General features: G+C 67.7%; 17 protein-coding genes. 9 read left to right on the forward strand and 8 right to left on the reverse strand.

Annotated elements, in window-relative coordinates:
• Positions 1-30: 30 nt before the first annotated feature.
• The 5 genes from IV112_RS17155 (at position 31) to IV112_RS17175 (ending at position 4612) form a co-directional block, all read left to right on the forward strand.
• A complete protein-coding gene (locus tag IV112_RS17155; RefSeq protein WP_019915384.1) occupies positions 31-690 on the forward strand; it encodes an SDR family NAD(P)-dependent oxidoreductase in 660 nt (219 codons plus the stop codon).
• Positions 687-1328, forward strand: coding sequence for a ParA family protein (locus IV112_RS17160; protein ID WP_020163330.1), 642 nt, complete (start codon positions 687-689; stop codon positions 1326-1328). Before IV112_RS17155 ends, IV112_RS17160 begins: the two co-directional genes overlap by 4 nt.
• Positions 1325-1966, forward strand: coding sequence for an NADPH-dependent FMN reductase (locus tag IV112_RS17165; RefSeq protein ID WP_020163331.1), 642 nt, complete (start codon positions 1325-1327; stop codon positions 1964-1966). The genes IV112_RS17160 and IV112_RS17165 overlap by 4 nt, the downstream gene beginning before the upstream one ends.
• A 59-nt stretch (positions 1967-2025) precedes the next feature.
• Positions 2026-2799, forward strand: coding sequence for a fumarylacetoacetate hydrolase family protein (locus IV112_RS17170; RefSeq protein ID WP_304005528.1), 774 nt, complete (start codon positions 2026-2028; stop codon positions 2797-2799).
• 79 nt (positions 2800-2878) lie between these two features.
• Complete coding sequence (locus IV112_RS17175; protein WP_304005530.1) at positions 2879-4612, forward strand: cation:proton antiporter domain-containing protein; 1734 nt, start codon at positions 2879-2881, stop codon at positions 4610-4612.
• A gap of 18 nt (positions 4613-4630) precedes the next feature.
• Here the strand turns inward: IV112_RS17175 and IV112_RS17180 are convergent, their stop codons facing one another.
• Positions 4631-5134, reverse strand: coding sequence for a hypothetical protein (locus IV112_RS17180; RefSeq protein ID WP_304005534.1), 504 nt, complete (start codon positions 5132-5134; stop codon positions 4631-4633).
• A gap of 125 nt (positions 5135-5259) precedes the next feature.
• Here IV112_RS17180 and IV112_RS17185 point away from each other — a divergent pair, with 125 nt between their 5' ends.
• On the forward strand, positions 5260-6075 hold the full coding sequence (locus tag IV112_RS17185) for an alpha/beta fold hydrolase (RefSeq protein WP_304005536.1): 816 nt from the start codon (positions 5260-5262) through the stop codon (positions 6073-6075).
• Between the two features lie 46 nt (positions 6076-6121).
• On the opposite strand, the gene IV112_RS17190 is transcribed toward IV112_RS17185, so the two are convergent.
• The 3 genes from IV112_RS17190 to IV112_RS17200 all read right to left on the reverse strand — a co-directional run bounded on the left by IV112_RS17190 (position 6122) and on the right by IV112_RS17200 (position 10011).
• A complete protein-coding gene (locus tag IV112_RS17190) occupies positions 6122-7729 on the reverse strand; it encodes a methyl-accepting chemotaxis protein (protein WP_304005539.1) in 1608 nt (535 codons plus the stop codon).
• Between the two features lie 114 nt (positions 7730-7843).
• On the reverse strand, positions 7844-9508 hold the full coding sequence (locus tag IV112_RS17195; protein ID WP_304005542.1) for a TRAP transporter large permease: 1665 nt from the start codon (positions 9506-9508) through the stop codon (positions 7844-7846).
• Positions 9505-10011: a TRAP transporter small permease subunit gene (locus tag IV112_RS17200; protein WP_304005545.1), complete on the reverse strand. Its 507-nt coding sequence runs from the start codon at positions 10009-10011 to the stop codon at positions 9505-9507. Before IV112_RS17200 ends, IV112_RS17195 begins: the two co-directional genes overlap by 4 nt.
• A gap of 310 nt (positions 10012-10321) precedes the next feature.
• Between IV112_RS17200 and IV112_RS17205 the strand changes: the two genes are divergently transcribed.
• Complete coding sequence (locus IV112_RS17205; RefSeq protein WP_304005547.1) at positions 10322-10966, forward strand: histidine phosphatase family protein; 645 nt, start codon at positions 10322-10324, stop codon at positions 10964-10966.
• A gap of 275 nt (positions 10967-11241) precedes the next feature.
• Here IV112_RS17205 and IV112_RS17210 read toward each other — a convergent pair whose 3' ends face one another.
• The 4 genes from IV112_RS17210 to IV112_RS17225 form a co-directional block, all read right to left on the reverse strand.
• Positions 11242-11805 carry an antibiotic biosynthesis monooxygenase gene (locus tag IV112_RS17210; protein WP_304005550.1) on the reverse strand — a complete coding sequence of 188 codons (564 nt, stop codon included), beginning with the start codon at positions 11803-11805 and terminating at the stop codon, positions 11242-11244.
• A gap of 289 nt (positions 11806-12094) precedes the next feature.
• Positions 12095-12670 (reverse strand): YceI family protein, encoded by a 576-nt coding sequence (locus tag IV112_RS17215; RefSeq protein WP_304005552.1) that lies wholly within the window; start codon positions 12668-12670, stop codon positions 12095-12097.
• A gap of 56 nt (positions 12671-12726) precedes the next feature.
• The gene (locus IV112_RS17220) at positions 12727-13314 is read right to left on the reverse strand and encodes a cytochrome b (protein WP_304005554.1); all 588 of its coding nucleotides are present in this window, start codon (positions 13312-13314) and stop codon (positions 12727-12729) included.
• The gene (locus IV112_RS17225; RefSeq protein WP_304005556.1) at positions 13311-14135 is read right to left on the reverse strand and encodes a DODA-type extradiol aromatic ring-opening family dioxygenase; all 825 of its coding nucleotides are present in this window, start codon (positions 14133-14135) and stop codon (positions 13311-13313) included. Before IV112_RS17225 ends, IV112_RS17220 begins: the two co-directional genes overlap by 4 nt.
• A gap of 95 nt (positions 14136-14230) precedes the next feature.
• On the opposite strand from IV112_RS17225, the gene IV112_RS17230 reads away from it, so the two are divergent.
• Together IV112_RS17230 and IV112_RS17235 are read left to right on the forward strand one after the other, a co-directional pair.
• Positions 14231-15118: a LysR family transcriptional regulator gene (locus IV112_RS17230; RefSeq protein WP_304005558.1), complete on the forward strand. Its 888-nt coding sequence runs from the start codon at positions 14231-14233 to the stop codon at positions 15116-15118.
• A 221-nt stretch (positions 15119-15339) separates the two neighbouring features.
• Positions 15340-15756, forward strand: coding sequence for an SMI1/KNR4 family protein (locus IV112_RS17235; protein ID WP_304005561.1), 417 nt, complete (start codon positions 15340-15342; stop codon positions 15754-15756).
• Positions 15757-15864 lie beyond the last annotated feature (108 nt).

Consider the following 15864-nt stretch of genomic DNA (forward strand, 5'->3'; position numbering starts at 1 on the left):
CGCAGAAGCGCAGCAGGTCGGGAGAGAACTATGGGTTCGAAAGTGTGTGCCATCGTCGGCATGGGCTCGGGCGTCGGTGCCGCAGTGGCGCGGCGCTTCGCCGCCGAGGGCTATTGCGTGGCGATGATTTCGCGCGACGCCGGCAAACTCGAGCGCTACGAGCACGAACTGGCCGCGCGCGGCGTGACCGCGCAGGGTTTCGTGGTCGATGCCGGCAGCGACGAATCCATCGTATCGGCCATCGAGAACATGCGGCAGGCGATGCCGCCGCCAGAGGTGCTCATCTTCAACGCCTCGGTGCCGCGTGAATGCGCACCGTCGGTGCTCGACCCGGAAGCGCTGGCGTCCGACCTGCGCATCGGCGTGCTCGGGGCGCTGACCGCGGCACGCGCCGTGCTGCCGGCGATGCGGGCGACCGGTCAGGGCAGCATCCTGTACACCGGCGGTGGTCTGGCGATGGAGCCGGTCGCCGCGGCCGCCTCGCTGTCGGTGCAGAAGGCGGCTCTGCGCAACCTCGTTTTCAGCCTGCACCAGGAACTGTCGCCGGCCGGCGTGCATGCCGCCATCGTCACCATTGCCGGCGTGCTGCGCGAAGGCAGCCTGCTCGATGCCGCCCGCGTGGCCGACGCGTTCTGGACGCTGCACGCGCAGCCGCCGGGCCAGTTTGCGCGCGAGATCGTATTGTCATGACGGAGCGGGCACTGCGCAGCGTGCTGATCGCCAACCCCAAGGGTGGCGCCGGCAAGAGCACGCTGGCCACCAATGTTGCCGGTCACTGGGCCACCCAGGGCGCGCGCGTCATGCTGGGCGACATCGACCGCCAGCAGTCGGCCCGCCACTGGCTGGGCATGCGCTCGCCATTGCTGGCGCCGATTTCCACCTGGGAACTCGAGCCGGAACAGCCGGCCCGTCCGCCGCGCGGCACCACCCATGTCGTGCTCGACACGCCGGCCGGCCTGCGTGGCAAGCGGCTGGAGGCGATGCTGAAGATGGTCGACCGCGTGCTGATTCCGGTCCAGCCCTCCATCTTCGACATTCTCGCCACCGGCGACTTCCTGACCGAACTGGCCGAGCACAAGCGGGTCGCCGCGAACAAGGTGAAGATCGGCATCGTCGGCATGCGCGTGGACACCCGCACCCGCGCCGCGCACGAGCTGGAGCGTTTCTGCGCCGGCCTCGAACTGCCGGTGCTGGCCTATCTGCGCAACTCGCAGCTGTACGTGCAGACAGCGGCGCACGGCATGAGCATTTTCGACCTGTCGCGCTCGCGCGCGCAGACCGACCGCGAACAGTGGCAACCCATCATCGATTGGCTGGATTCCCCATGAACAACTCGACACGCAACAGCAAGAGCCTGGCCGTCGTCCGCGACAGTTCCGAGCTGGATGGCGCCAAGGCCCGCATCCTGGTGTTCGCCGGCAGCACGCGCGAGGCCTCGTTCAACCGCAAGCTGGCGATCGCCGCCGCGCGCGCGATCGAGGAGGCCGGCGGCGAGGCGACGCTGATGGATCTGCGTGATCATCCGCTGCCGCTGTACGACGGCGATCTCGAAGCGTCGGCCGGGCTGCCGCTGGGTGTGCGTCCGCTGAAGGAACTGTTCAAGTCGCACGATGGCCTGTTCATCGCATCGCCCGAATACAACGGTTCGATGAGCGCCGTGCTCAAGAACACGCTGGACTGGGTGTCGCGCCCGGCCGGCGACGAAGCGGGCACCGTGCCCTACGCCAACAAGACGGTCGCACTGGGCGCTGCCTCGCCTGGCGCGCTCGGCGGTCTGCGCGGTCTGGTGCATCTGCGCGCGGTGCTGCAGTCGGTCGGCGCGCTGGTGCTGTCGGAGCAGATCGCGGTCGGCAACGCCGCTTCTGCCTTCACGCCGGAAGGCGGCCTGGCCGACGAACGGATGCAGCAGATGCTGCGCCGCACGGTCGCGCGCCTGGTCGATGTCGCCTCGCGCCTGCGCGATTGACGGAACTCGCCTGCGCGACTGAAGTTTTTCATTACAACAAACACGAGCCTGGAAGAGACATGAAATACCTGCGCCTGCGCCATAACGGCGCCGAACGCCTGGGCCGCATCAATGGCGATGCGGTCGAACTGCTGGACGGCGATCTGTTCGCCAACCCGGTACCGACCGGTGAGACCGTGCCGCTGGATGGCATCGAGTGGCTGATGCCCTGCCTGCCGCCGAAGATGGTCATCATCGTGCACAACATCCGCGCCGCAGTGGAAAAGGCCGGCCACCCGATTCCGGAAGATCCGCTCTACCTGGTGCGCTCGCCGCAGGCGCTGAACTGGCACCAGCAGCCCATCCCGAAGCCGGCCGGCTTCGACGGTCGCGTGTTCTACGAAGGCGAACTGGGCGTCGTCGTCGGCAAGGTCGCGCGCAATCTGGACGAGGCGCAGGCCGCCGACGCCATCTTCGGCTACACCTGCATCAACGACGTCAGCGCGCTCGAGCTGGTGGACAAGAACCCGTCCTTCGGCCAATGGACGCGCGCCAAGAGCTTCGACGGCTTCGGCTGCTTCGGCCCGGTCATCTCGACCGATCCGCTGCCGGCCGATGCCGAAATCGTCACCACGGTCGGCGGCCGCGAGCGCCAGCGCTACCCGGTGACCGACATGATCTTCTCGCCGGCGCAGCTGGTGTCGCGCATTTCGCGCGACATGACGCTGATGCCGGGCGACGTGATCTGCTGCGGCACTTCGGTCGGCGTGCTGCCGATGAAGCCGGGCACCACGGTCGAGGTCACCGTCAGCGGCGTCGGCACGCTGACCAACGTGTACGCCCCGACCGAGTAAGGCCGCCGCGGCATGAACCGCCGCGCGCCGACCGACCTGCGTCAATACGGCCGGCCGTGCGCCGAGGCATCCTGAAACAATGGACGCCCACGCCGGCCTGCCTCATCTGCAGCCCATCCTGCTCTTCCTCGCCATCGCCGGTCTGGTGATGCCGCTGCTCGCCCGCGCGCGGGTGAGCCAGGTGGTGGCCTTTCTGGTGATCGGCGCGCTGGTCGGCCCGAACGGCCTGGGTCGCGTTGCCGCCGATCAGGGCTGGCTGCGCTGGCTCACCATCGCCGACGGCGAGGGTGTGCGCGTACTCGCGGAACTGGGTGTGGTGTTCATGCTGTTCGTGATCGGCCTCGAACTGCCGGCGCGTCAGCTGTGGTCGCTGCGCCGCTGGGTGCTGGGTGTCGGCACCGCGCAATGGCTGGGCTGCGGTGCGCTGATCGGCGCGGTCGCGCTGGGCTTCGGCCACAGCGAAGAAACGGCGGTGGTGCTCGGCCTCGGTCTGGCCATGTCGTCAACGGCGGTGGTGATGCAGTTGCTGGCCGAATCCGGCCAGACCCGCTCCACCGTCGGCCGCATGAGTTTCGCCGTGCTGCTGCTGCAGGACATCGCCGTCGTGCCGCTGCTCATCCTGCTCGGTCTGATGGCCGGCCAGAGTGGAGAGGGCGGTGGCGGGCATTTCCTGATGCTGATGCTGACCGCGCTGCTGAAGGCGGCGGCGGCCGTGGCGCTCATCCTGTTGTTCGGACGCCTCGTGCTGACCCCGCTGTTCCGCCGCGTGTCGGTCACCACCCAGGCTGACAGCTTCATGGCGCTGACGCTGTTCGCCACGCTTGGCGTGGCGGCGCTGACCGGCGCCGCCGGCCTGTCGATGGCGCTCGGCGCCTTCCTCGCCGGCCTGATGCTGGCCGAAACCGAATACCGTCACGCCGCGCTGCTCGCCATCGAGCCGTTCAAGGGTCTGCTGATGGGCCTGTTCTTCGTGTCGGTCGGCATGAGCCTCGATCTGCTGCAGGTGGCCGGCGACGCCGGCTGGCTGGTCGCCTCGGTGCTCGGCCTGTACGCGATCAAGAGCGCGACCATGTACGGCCTGTTCCGGCGCAGCGGCCTGAGCCGCGGCGAGGCGGCCGAGGCGGCGCTGCTGCTCGGCCAGGCGGGCGAATTCGGCTTCATCGTCATTGGTGTGGCCATCGCCGGCGGTGTGCTGGCCGGCGCGGTTGGCAACTTCATGCTGCTGGTGGTGACCTTGAGCATGTTCCTGACGCCGCTGGCGGCGCGGGCCGGCCGCATGCTGCGGCAGAAGCTCGACACGCGCGAGGCCGAGGCACCCGTGTCATTGCCGGACGACGAAGCCGACGAGGACCTGGTCATCATCGCGGGCTTCGGCCGCGTCGGCCAGCTGGTGGCGCGCCTGCTCGACCGCGCCGACGTGCGCTGGGTGGCGATCGAGCGCCACGTGGCGGCGGCGGCCGAACATCACGCGCAGGGGCGACCGGTCATCGTCGGCGATGCCGGCCGCCCGTCCCTGCTGCATCACCTCGGCGCCGGCCGCGCGCGCGCCATCGTCGTCACGATGGACGACACGGCAGCGGCCCGTCACGTCGTGCGCAGTCTGCGCGCGGAGTTTCCGGCGCTGCCGCTGATCGCGCGTGCGCGCGATGCCGCACATGCGCGCGAACTGATGGCGGCGGGGGCCAGCGAAGTGATTCCCGAAGCGCTCGAAGCGGCGCTGCAGATGGGGGTGCATGTGCTCGACCGCGTCGGCGTCGATGCCGACACGGGCGCACGGCTGATCAATGCGGAGCGGGCAGCCGGCAGCGCCTGAGCGCCACCGGTCGCCGGTTCAGGGCTTGACGCCCGGCGGCAAGGCCGGCCGGCTTTCGGTGGCCGACGGCAGCGGGTGGTCATGGCCTTCGATCGCCGGGTGTTCGTAACCGGCGTGCACCTTGTGGGTGGCCGTGGTGGCGCCCGGCGGCAAGGCCGGCTTGTTCTCGACCGCGGTTGGCACATGCTGGTCATGACCTTCGACGGCCGGATGCTCCTGGCCTGCGTGCACCTTGTGCGTTGCCGTGGTGGCGCCCGGCGGCAAGGCCGGCTTGTTCTCCACCGCGGTCGGCACATGCTGGTCATGGCCTTCAACGGCCGGATGCTCGTAGCCGGCATGCACCTTCTTCGACTTCGTGCTGACGCCCGGAGGCAGCGCAGGCTTGGCGGCGACATTGGCCGGCTTCTTGCCCTTGACGGCCTCGGCCGGGTGGTCGGCGCCGGCGTGCTTGCCCGACGCGTCGGCCCATACCGGGCCGCTCATACAGAGGGAGAGCGCGATGACTGCCCATTCTCTTTTCATGATGTCTTCCTTCCGATTGGTGGGTTGTTTATAACCAGTCTGCGCTGGATTCCGCGCCGCAACATTGACATGACTCAAACGGCCGCAGGGAGCATTCTGCCGGCCGGGGTTATGCTTCCGATCCAATGAACATACCGTCTTCCCGCCTCCTTTTCCTGCACGCGAACGGCTATCCGGCGGGCGTTTACCGCGCCTTTCTCGACCTGCTGTCGGCGCGCTGGACGGTCCACGCGATCGACACCATAGGCACCGAAGCGCGGCACCGGCCCGGTCACGGCTGGCGGCGCATGCGGGCGCAGGTGATGGAGTGCATCCAGGCGCTGCCCGATGGGCCGCTGGTGCTGGTGGGGCATTCGATGGGCGGCTATCTGGCCGCGATGGCGGCCGCGCGACTGCCACAGCGTGTGGCGCAGGTCGTGCTGATCGACTCGCCCATGGTGCTCGGCTGGCGGGCGACGCTCGTGTCGGCGGCCAAAGCGACCGGACTCACCTGGAAGCTCGGTCCGGCGCCGGTGGCGGCGCGTCGGCGCAACCACTGGGCGTCGCGCGAGGACGCGCGCGCGCATCTGGGTAGCAAGGATTTCGTGCAGCGTTGGGCACCCGGCGTGCTCGACGACTTCATCCGTGCCGGCCTGCATGAGCACCCGGGCGGCGGCGTCACGCTGGCCATTCCGCGCGAAACCGAGCGCGACGTGTACGCGACGATCGCGCACCGCGACGCGCTGATCGCCGTGCGCCGGCTGCGCGCCCGCGGTACGCCGGTCGGCTTCATCACCGGCAGTCATTCCGAAGAAACCCGCCTCGCCGGTCGCGAACAGAACCGCCGCTTCTGGGGTGCGAACTGGATGGAACTGCCGACCGGCCACCTGGTGCCGATGGAGGCGCCGGAGGCGTGCGCGCGGGCGGTGCTCGAAATGATCGAGCGGGGCGGAGGCCGGTGAGCGCACGGCGATCACCGACCTTGCCTGCAGCGGACGCTGACCGCGATCAGACGCGGAAGCGGGCGATGGTCGAATCGAGCTCGGTGGCCAGCGCGCCGAGCTGATGAACGGTCTGTTCTGCAGCCAGCACCGAGTGGTCGGATTCCTCGACCATGTGGGCGATGCGTTCGACGTTGCTGGCGATGCTGTTGCTGGCCTGCGTCTGTTCCGCGGTCGCATGGGCGACGCTGCGGATCTGGTGCAGCGCCTCGGTCGCGCCGTCGTTGATGCTGCGCAGTGCTGCCGCGGCTTCGCCGGCGAGTGCCACGCCCTTCTGTATCTGCGGGCGCACCGCTTCCATGCTGTGCACGACGGCGTCGGTGTCGGTCTGGATCGCCGCGATGGTCTGCGCGATTTCGCCGGTCGCCTGCGTGGTGCGCTCGGCCAGCTTGCGCACCTCGTCGGCGACGACGGCGAAGCCGCGGCCTTGTTCACCGGCACGTGCTGCTTCGATCGCCGCGTTCAGCGCCAGCAGATTGGTCTGTTCGGCAATTTCCTTGATGGTCTTGGCGATGCCGCTGATCTGACGCGAGCGTTCGGCCAGTTCGCCGATGCGCTCCGACGCGTCGGTGACCTGCCGTGACACATCCTCGATGGCGCCGGCGGCCGACTGCACACGCTGTTCGCCGACGATGGCCAGTTCGGCCGAGCGGCTGGAGTGGTTCTCCGAGTCGCGCGCGCTGTCGGCGATCTGGCTCACGCTGACCGTCATTTCCTCGATTGCCGCGGCGGTCGAGGAGGTCGCGGACGACGACTGGCCGGAGGCCTCGCGGATCTGCTGCATGCGCTCGGCGATGTCGGAGGCCGCGGCGGTCAGCGACTTCGAACCCTGCTGGATGCCGCCTATCATGGTTTTCAGGCTGTCGCGCATGATGGACAGCGAATGCATCAGGCTGCCGTTGCGTGCCGACGGCATCGCCACGTCGAGTCGTCCGGCGGCAATTTCGGTGGCGGCCCGCATCGCGACCTCCGGTTCGCCGCCGATCTGCGCAAAGATGCGGCGCGACGCGGTGATGGTCAGCGCCACGGTGGCCGCGATCACCGCCAGCGCGATGACCAGCAGCGTCAGCGCGTAGGACTTGAAGGCCTGTTCGATGTCATCGACGAAGAAGCCGGTCCCCAGGGTCCAGCCCCAGGGCGCGAAATGGGTGACGCCGTTCATCTTCGGCAGCGCCTCGCTGGCCCCCGGCTTCTTCGCCGGTACCGTGACGAAGGCGGGGTCGGCCTTGGCCAGCGCTTCGCGGTAGACGTCGGTGTTGGTGCGACCGTCCGGGGCAACGCCACCATTGTCCTTCTGGCCGAGCTTTTCCTTGCGCACATGGGCCAGCAGCACATCGTCGGCGCTGCGCGCGAACATGTAGTGATCGTCGCTCTGCAGACCCAGCAGCGCCTCTCGCGCATGGGCCTGAGCCTGTTCGCGCGTCAGCGTGCCGGCCTTTTCCTGCTCGTGATAGCGCTGCAGGATGCCGGTCGACAGCTTGAGCAGCGTGACGATGCGGGCTTCGCGTTCGGCCATCATGGTCGAGCGGATTTCGCTCAGCGCGATGCCGCCGATCAGGACCAGTCCGATGGCGGAGCACGACACGATCAGCGCCAGTCGTGTGGATATTTTCACGGGGGAGTTCCTTCGATTCGCTATGGACGAAGGGTTCACGGCCGTACGCGGCATTACTTGACGCCGCGGCGACCGCGCAGGACGGATTCCCGATGGAGGGCGCTTGTGCTGCCCTCAGTCGCCCTCGCTCTGGCCGGACAGGCGTTCCGCCCGCTCGATTGCCGCTTCGAGCGCCGCCTCGGGGTGGTCGGCCGGCAGACGAGGCGCGCTGCCGGCACGCGCGTAGCCGTCGTCGATGTAGCCGCCACTGCCGGCCGCCCGCGCCGGCCCGCCGAGGTTGGCGGTCACCAGCTGAGGCACCGCCAGCACCAGCGCCACCATGACGATCTGGATGCCGACGAAGGGCACGGCGCCCCAGTAGATGTCGCGCGTGGGCAGCGTCTTCGGCGCCACCGAGCGCAGGTAGAACAGCGCGAAGCCGAAGGGCGGGTGCATGAAGGAGGTCTGCATGTTCACCGCCAGCAGCACGCCGAACCACACCAGATCGATGCCCAGCTTTTCGGCCACCGGCGCCAGCAGCGGCACGATGATGAAAGCCAGTTCGAAGAAGTCGAGGAAGAAGGCGAGCACGAACACCAGCAGCATCACCGCGATCAGGAAGCCGGTCTGGCCGCCGGGCAGCGACAGCAGCAGGTGTTCGACCCACAGGTGACCGTCGATGCCGTAGAAGGTGAGCGAGAACAGGCGCGCGCCGATCAGGATGAACAGCACGAAGCAGGTCAGCCGCACCGTGCGGTCGAGCGCCTGGTTCAGCAGCTCGCCACTGAGCCGGCGGCGCGCCAGCGCCATCAGCAGCGCGCCGGCCGCGCCCATCGCGCCGCCTTCGGTCGGCGTCGCCAGGCCGAGGTAGATGGTGCCGAGCACGAGGAAGATCAGCGCCAGCGGCGGCATCAGCACGAAGGCGACGCGGCGCGCCAGATCGGGCAGCAGGTTCAGGCGCAGCAGGCGGTCGGTCAGCGCCAGCAGCCAGGCCGCTGCGCCACCGGCGGTGACCGACAGCAGCGCGCGCGCGTCGGCGGCGTGCGCCTGCAGCGCCGGCAACTGACTGGCGCCGACACCGGCCGCCAGCGCGACCGCGAACAGCACCCACACGCCGCGCCGTTCGGCTGCGTCGTGGTCGTCGGCCTCCGGCAGCGCCGGTGCGCGCTTCGGGCTGAACCAGGCGACCCCCAGCACGTAGATCAGATAGAAGCCGGTCAGCACCAGACCGGGCAGCAGCGCTCCGCGGTACATGTCGCCGACCGGCCGGTTCAGCTGGTCGGCCAGTACGATGAGCACGAGCGAGGGCGGAATGATCTGCGCCAGCGTGCCCGATGCGGCGATCACGCCGCTGGCCAGCCGCGCGTCGTAGCCGGCGCGCAGCATGATGGGCAGCGAGATCAACCCCATCGAGATGACCGACGCGGCGACCACGCCGGTGGTGGCTGCCAGCATCGCGCCGACCAGCACCACCGCCACCGCCAGCCCGCCGCGCAGCGTGCCGAACAGCCGGCCGACCGTGTCGAGCAGGTCCTCGGCCATGCCCGATCGTTCGAGCAGCAGGCCCATGAAGGTGAAGAAGGGAATGGCCAGCAGCGTGTCGTTGCTCATGACGCCGAACACGCGGTCCGGCATCGCCTGCACCAGCGACGCGGAGAGCAGGCCCAGTTCGATGCCGATCAGGCCGAACACGATGCCGCAGGTGGCGAGCGCGAACGCGACCGGCGCCCCCGACAGCAGGAACAGCACCATCGCGCAGAACATGACCGGGGCCAGATTGGCGGCCAGCCAGGCGGTCACGCGTCAGTCTCCGCCAGCGCGGCCACCCGGCGCACGATGAGCGCCAGCGTCTGCAGCGTGAGCAGCGCGAAGCCTGCCGGCACGAGAATACGGGCCGGCCACAGCGGCAGGCCGCCGGCGCTGGCCGACACCTCGTGGCTGACCCAGGCCCCGACGAACCAGGGCCAGGACAGCCACAGCATCAGCAGGCACACCGGCAGCACCGTCAGCGCCAGCGCGGCGATGTCGGCCTTGATGCGTCCGCGCGGCGACAGGCGCGACGTGAGCAGGTCGATGCGTACGTGCTCGTCCAGCTTCAGCACGCGCCCGGCACCGAGCAGGAAAGCGGCCGACACCAGATACCACTGCGCCTCCAGCAGCGCATTCGAGCCGGCGTCGAACTTGCGCGCCAGCGCATTGCCTACCGCCAGCAGCACCGCCGCCAGCACGGTCCACGGCAGCACGCGACCGCAGGCGTCATTCAATCGATCGATCAGGTCGGCGAGCGGGAGCAGGGTGCGCATGGCATGCGTGTGGAAATGAAGTCGCGATGGTAACCGCTGCCGCGGGTCGGGCGCCGGCGGTCGGGCTCGGAAGACCCCTCCTGCGGGGCGTGTCCAGTAGCCGGGTTGTGTAGGAGCGGTCTTCTGACCGCGACAGGGCGGTGGCTCGGTCGCCAGCGGTCGGGGTCGGAAGGCCCCTCCTGCAGAAACGCGTGAGCGGTGGTCGGGTCTTGTGGGCGCGTTCTTCTGACCCAACAGGGCTTCGGTCCGGCCCGGTTGCGCGCCCGGCGCCGGCACGTCCTACAATATTGCATCGCACAAGGATCGCCTCATGACCGCCACCACCCGCATCTGCCTGGTCCGCCACGGCGAAACCACCTGGAACGTCGACCGCCGCGTACAGGGCCAGATCGACATTCCGCTGAACGAGCATGGGTTGCGGCAGGCGCAGGCGACCGCGCAGGCGCTGCTGGGTGAGCGCATCGATCACCTCTACGGATCCGATCTTGGGCGCGCCTGGGTCACGGCCGGCCGCATCGCGGTACCGCGCGGCCAGCCGGTGATGCCGGAACCGCAGTTGCGCGAGCGCCATTACGGCGCCTTCCAGGGGCTGACCTATGCCGAAGCGCGCGAGCGCCACCCTGAGGACTTCCACCGTTTCGAGGCGCGGGAGCCGGCGGCGCAGTTTCCGGGTGGCAGCGGAGAAAGCCTGCTGCAGTTCGATGCGCGCATCTGGGGGCTGGTCGAGGCACTGCGCGCACGCCACGCCGGCCACACGCTGCTGCTGGTGACGCACGGCGGCGTGCTCGACATCGTCGCCCGCCGTGTACGCAATATGGGTCTTACCGGCCCACGCGATTTCGAAATTCCCAACTGTGCGCTGAACTGGATCGCGCACGATGCGAACGGCTGGCGCATCGAGCGCTGGGGCGACCAGACCCACCTCGACGGCGCGCTGGACGAGTTGCCGGCGTAAGCAGCGCGGCGTCGCAAGCCATCGGCTTCGATCCACGCCGCAATCGCGAGCAAGCTCGCTCCCACCAGACCTCGGCTCTGGTCCGGCCGCTGTCGGGGTCAGAGGGCCCCTCCTACGGAATCAGGGCTCCGGTTGCGGGGGGCGCTTCACCTGTAGGAGCGGTCTTCTGACCGCGACAGGGCCGATGCGGTCCGCCGGCTTCGATGAAGGCGGCTGTCGGGACCGGCAGGCGCCTCCTGCGGAACCACGGTCCAGGTGCTGCCCGGAGACGGACGCTATCCGCCTGCGGCCGGGTTCAGGAAGCCGCGCATCAGTCGCGTCAGCCGCGGCATCACCACCCAGGTCATCGTGATCACGATCAGCGCGGTCAGCAGCGCGACGCGCGGCAGGAAGGGCAGCGGCGTGAGCCAGGGCGCCACCAGCCACAGGAACAGCGACACCGTCGGAAAAATGCCCATCCAGGTCACCAGCGCCATGCGGGCGCGCGGCGGGTGGGTGGAGGGCGCCACCACCTGCGGCCCGAACCACGCTTCCAGCCCGGTGACCACCCGGTACTCGGGCTCGTTTTCGCCGGCCGCGCACAGGCGCGGCTGCAGTGCCGCGCGTGCCGGGCTTTCGTCCCATGCCTTCAGGTCGGCTTCGGTGCGGAAATGTGCGATCACCTGGTAGTCGCCGCCCGGCTGCTCGGGCGTGATCATCTGCCCGCCGAGAAAGCCGGGCGCATGACGCATGGCTGCGAACATTTCGCGGATCAGCGCTTCGTATTCGACCTCGAACCCGACCCGTGCCCGGCGGCGGGCGATGCGGGTGACATGGGCTTGCGGTGGGGCGGCGCTCATGATGATCTCCGTTATCCGTATGACGTTTGTCAGAGAAGCAGGGTTGTGTACGTCGGTGCCCCCGGGGGAGCGGCCTTGGCCACGACAGTGCGCATGACGACCCGCCGCTGTCGGGGTCGAGACCCCTCCCACAGAACCATGCTCCAGGCTCGGGTCGCGGATCTGGCGCAACCCTTGTGGGAGCGGCCTTGGCCGCGACAGTGCGTATGACGCACCGCTGCTGTCGGGGTCGGAAGACCCCTCCTGCAGAACCCTGGCCCGGCGGCAGGTCGGGCGCATTTCCGGCTGCTTAATCCTTGCTCGCCTCGACCGCGATGTCGATCGTCACCTCGTCGCCGACGTTCGGGGCGTACTTGCCCATGTTGAAGTCGGTGCGCTTGACGGTGACCGTGGCGTTGGCGCCGATGGCGTCCTTCTTGGTCATCGGATGCGGCATCGAATGGAAGCTGGTCACCTTCAGCGTCACCGGCTTGCTCACGCCCTTCAGCGTCAGCGTGCCGTCGACCGCGACCGGCTTGTCCCCGTCGAACACCACCTTGGTCGACTTGAAGGTGGCGGTCGGGTAGCGGGCGGTGTCGAGGAAATCCTCGGCCTGGATGTGCTCGTTGAACAGCGACGAACCGGTGCTGACCGACTTCGTGTCGATGGTGATATCCACCGCGCCGGTCTTCGCCGCGCGGTCCAGCGTGATCGTGCCGGAAGTCTTGTCGAAACGGCTCAGCTGGGTCGAGTAGCCGAAGTGGCTGTACGAGAAGCGCGGAAAGCTGTGGTTCGGGTCGAGCTTGAAGGTTTCCGGCGCGGCCAGCGCGGGGGCGGCGACAGCGGCGAGAGCGAGCGAGGCGATGAGGGTTTTCAGCGAGGTCATGGCGGTTCTCCGGTTTGGGTACATCTATATATATATGCAGCGAGGGTGAGGGCGGCTCAGCCGCCGGAAGTCATCTTCACCAGCGTGCGGTCACGCAGGACGAAGTGGTGGTACAGCGCGGCCCCGGCGTGGCCCAGCACGAGCAGCCAGATCAGCCAGGCGCCAAGCACATCCTTGTGGATGAAGTCGATCGGCTTTTCGAAGGTCTTGAAGTCCAGACCCATGCCTTCGGCCACCACGCTCTGGAACAGCGCGGTGCTCTCGAACTTCGGAATCTCGAACAGGAAGAAGAAATCCGTGTTCACGCCGGTGCCGAGGTAGCCGGTGATCGGCGCGACGATCATCACTGCGTAAAGCGCCAGATGGCCCATATGGGCGGCGAGGTGCGCCAGCGGCGTACCCGGCTCGTCAGCGGGCGCGCGGTTCATCAGGCGCCAGATCACACGCAGCGCCACGATGACGGCGATGCTGACGCCGACCGACAGATGGATCTGCAGCGCGGTCATGTTCTCCGGCGTCTGCTTTTCGGTGAACCACTGGCGGTAATAGACCGACACGTAGGCGGCGAGAAAGAGCGCCGCCGTCGTCCAGTGGAACCACTTGGCGATGCGGCCGTAGCTGTCGGCGGTGTTCTTCAGGCTCATTGCAGCGCTCCTTGCGCGGGGGTGAAGGCCCAGGCGTCCATCGCCAGCACATAGTCGTCGATGCCGGCGTGGAAGCGCTCGGCGGTTGCCCCTTCGCCCGCCGCGCCGAGTGCGACGAAGAAGGGCAGCAGGTGTTCCTCGCTCGGGTGGGCGCGCACGGCGTCCGGCGCGCGTCGGCGGTAGTCGAGCAGTGCGTCGGTGTCGCCCGCCGCCAGCCGTCCGGCGAACCAGTCAGCAAAGGCGCGCACATAGGCAGGCGTGCGGCCGTCGCCGTGGGCGACGATCTGCCAGTCGCGCAGGTTGTGTGTGAGGTTGCCGGAGCCGAGCACGCGCAGGCCTTGCGCCGCCAGCGGCGCCAGCGCCCGGCCCAGCCGGTAGGCGCCCTCGGCGCCGCCGCGGCTCTGCAGCGACAGCGGAATCACCGGCACGTCGGCGTCGGGGTACATCAGGCGCAGCGGCACCCAGGCGCCGTGATCGAGGCCGCGTTCGGCGTCGAGCTGCACCGGCAGGCCGGCGTCCTCGATGGCCGAGGCAACGATGCCCGCCAGTTCGCGGCAGCCGGTCGCCGGGTAGCGGATCGCATACAGCTCGGGCGGGAAGCCGTAGAAATCGTGAATGGTGTCCAGCCGGTCGGCGGTGCCGACCGTGGGTACGGTGCGGTCCCAGTGCGCGCTGACCGCGACGATGGCGCGCGGCCGCGGCAGCAGGTCGGCCTTCGCCTTCAGCGCCGCACCGGCCGCACCCGGGCGCAGCGCAAAGGTCGGCGCGCCGTGCGGTACGAAGAGGCTGGACGGGTAGGTGTGCAGTGCGGCGGTGCTCATGGCGGACATCCGTGATTCGATGACTGCAGCTTAGTCATTCCGGCTTGTCCGAAATAGACGACAATCCGCAAATACTCGTTGCAGGAATAGCAACAATGGATCGACTCGACGCCATGCAGCTCTTCGTTCGCGTGACTGAACTGGGCAGCTTTTCCGCCGTCGCCCAGCAGATGGGTGTTGCCCGCTCGGTGGTCACCCGTCAGATCGCCGCGCTCGAAGCCCACCTCGGCGCCAAGTTGCTGGCGCGCAGCACGCGCCGGCTGTCGCTCACCTCGGCCGGCACCGCCTATCTGGAGAAATGCCGCGTCATCCTGAACCTGGTCGAAGCCGCCGAAACCGGCATCGCCGAAGAGCGGCAGACGCCGCGCGGCCCGATCCGCGTCGGCGCGCCGCTGAGCTACGGCCTGAAACGCCTGTCGCCGCTGCTGCTCGATTTCGCCGAGCACTACCCGGAAGTCACGCTCGACATCGACTACAACGACCGCCGCGTGAACCTGATTGAAGAGGGCATGGACATCGCCATCCGCGTCACCGCGAAGCTCGACCCAGCCACCGTCGCGCGCCGCATCGGCACGAGCCGGCTGATCGCCGTCGCCTCACCCGACTACCTCGCCCGCCACGGTGCGCCGGCCACGCCGGAAGATCTGGCGAACCACGCCTGCCTCGGCTACACCGCCGTTGCCACCCAGCCGAGTTGGACCTTCACCACGCCCGACGGCCGCACCGTCACCGTGCCGCTGCGCAGCCCGCTCACCGCCAGCAACGGCGACGTGCTGACCGAAGCCGCCGCCCGCGGCATGGGCCTCACCTGCCAGCCCGATTTCATCCTCGACCCCTGGCTGGCCGACGGCCGGCTGCTGCCTGTGCTCACCGACTGCGCGACACCGGAACTGGGCGTGTATGCCGTGCTGCCCGGCAACCGGCATGTTCCGCACCGGGTCCGGGTGCTGATGGACTGGTTGGCCGAAAGGCTGATGGCATAGTTGGACACAGCCTGTTCGGGTACATTCCGGATGACCGCAGATGAGAGATTGAAGGGGTGAGGTTTTTCATCGCTGTTTAATACTGGATGAATATACAGCATGGCGCGCCAAAACCGTGAGCCTGAAACCGTTTCGGAACGCTCACCCCAGCCCGTTTATCCGGCAGCCTCCGTAGTTATGGCGCAAAACTGCGCCAGAAAACAAAGTTAGGACTCACAACAATGACTATCTCGATGCTTCGTAAAGAGTCTGAAGGAAAGCTGGAGTTCTTCCCACCAGCTTCGTCGGATAAAATTCATGAACTGACAAAGCGATTTCATGGTTTTTCACTAACCGAGTACATAGCCTTCCTACATGAAAGCAATGGTGTGGGCGAATTGTTCTCTGAAGGCTCTCTTCGCTTCGTTCGTAATATGATTTTGTTTGATTTAGACGAAGCATTGCATTGGTCTCAAGCTGCTTATCAAGACTCGCACTTAGTTATTGGTGCTCCTGGCGTTGATGGCATCTTCTTTGTTTTGGATCAAAAAGGTCAACAAGTCTTTGCTCACATGCCAATTGATAACGAATTTGTGAAAGTAGCTGATTCAGTATTTGATCTTTTATCAAAGTCACTGGCTGGTGAGTTACGGCTGTGAGTCCTAACAAGTCGTTCAAGCCGACGGCGCTACGCGCCGCGGCTTAACTCCAGCGTTGAGGCTGTAGAAAAACCCCCTTCCCACCCTCGCCCGTTCACATGCCGTTGT

Origin of the sequence: Methyloversatilis discipulorum, assembly GCF_018780585.1 — a bacterium.
GTDB lineage: Bacteria > Pseudomonadota > Gammaproteobacteria > Burkholderiales > Rhodocyclaceae > Methyloversatilis > Methyloversatilis discipulorum_B.

Excerpts from the sequence above, each read along its gene's own strand:
- IV112_RS17160 (WP_020163330.1), top strand. The coding sequence starts at position 687 with ATGACGGAGCGGGCACTGCGCAGCGTGCTGATCGCCAACCCCAAGGGT.
- IV112_RS17225 (WP_304005556.1), bottom strand. The coding sequence starts at position 14,135 with ATGAGCACCGCCGCACTGCACACCTACCCGTCCAGCCTCTTCGTACCG.
- IV112_RS17165 (WP_020163331.1), top strand. The coding sequence starts at position 1,325 with ATGAACAACTCGACACGCAACAGCAAGAGCCTGGCCGTCGTCCGCGAC.
- IV112_RS17175 (WP_304005530.1), top strand. The coding sequence starts at position 2,879 with ATGGACGCCCACGCCGGCCTGCCTCATCTGCAGCCCATCCTGCTCTTC.
- IV112_RS17205 (WP_304005547.1), top strand. The coding sequence starts at position 10,322 with ATGACCGCCACCACCCGCATCTGCCTGGTCCGCCACGGCGAAACCACC.
- IV112_RS17215 (WP_304005552.1), bottom strand. The coding sequence starts at position 12,670 with ATGACCTCGCTGAAAACCCTCATCGCCTCGCTCGCTCTCGCCGCTGTC.
- IV112_RS17180 (WP_304005534.1), bottom strand. The coding sequence starts at position 5,134 with ATGAAAAGAGAATGGGCAGTCATCGCGCTCTCCCTCTGTATGAGCGGC.
- IV112_RS17155 (WP_019915384.1), top strand. The coding sequence starts at position 31 with ATGGGTTCGAAAGTGTGTGCCATCGTCGGCATGGGCTCGGGCGTCGGT.
- IV112_RS17200 (WP_304005545.1), bottom strand. The coding sequence starts at position 10,011 with ATGCGCACCCTGCTCCCGCTCGCCGACCTGATCGATCGATTGAATGAC.
- IV112_RS17235 (WP_304005561.1), top strand. The coding sequence starts at position 15,340 with ATGACTATCTCGATGCTTCGTAAAGAGTCTGAAGGAAAGCTGGAGTTC.
- IV112_RS17185 (WP_304005536.1), top strand. The coding sequence starts at position 5,260 with ATGAACATACCGTCTTCCCGCCTCCTTTTCCTGCACGCGAACGGCTAT.
- IV112_RS17220 (WP_304005554.1), bottom strand. The coding sequence starts at position 13,314 with ATGAGCCTGAAGAACACCGCCGACAGCTACGGCCGCATCGCCAAGTGG.
- IV112_RS17170 (WP_304005528.1), top strand. The coding sequence starts at position 2,026 with ATGAAATACCTGCGCCTGCGCCATAACGGCGCCGAACGCCTGGGCCGC.
- IV112_RS17230 (WP_304005558.1), top strand. The coding sequence starts at position 14,231 with ATGGATCGACTCGACGCCATGCAGCTCTTCGTTCGCGTGACTGAACTG.
- IV112_RS17210 (WP_304005550.1), bottom strand. The coding sequence starts at position 11,805 with ATGAGCGCCGCCCCACCGCAAGCCCATGTCACCCGCATCGCCCGCCGC.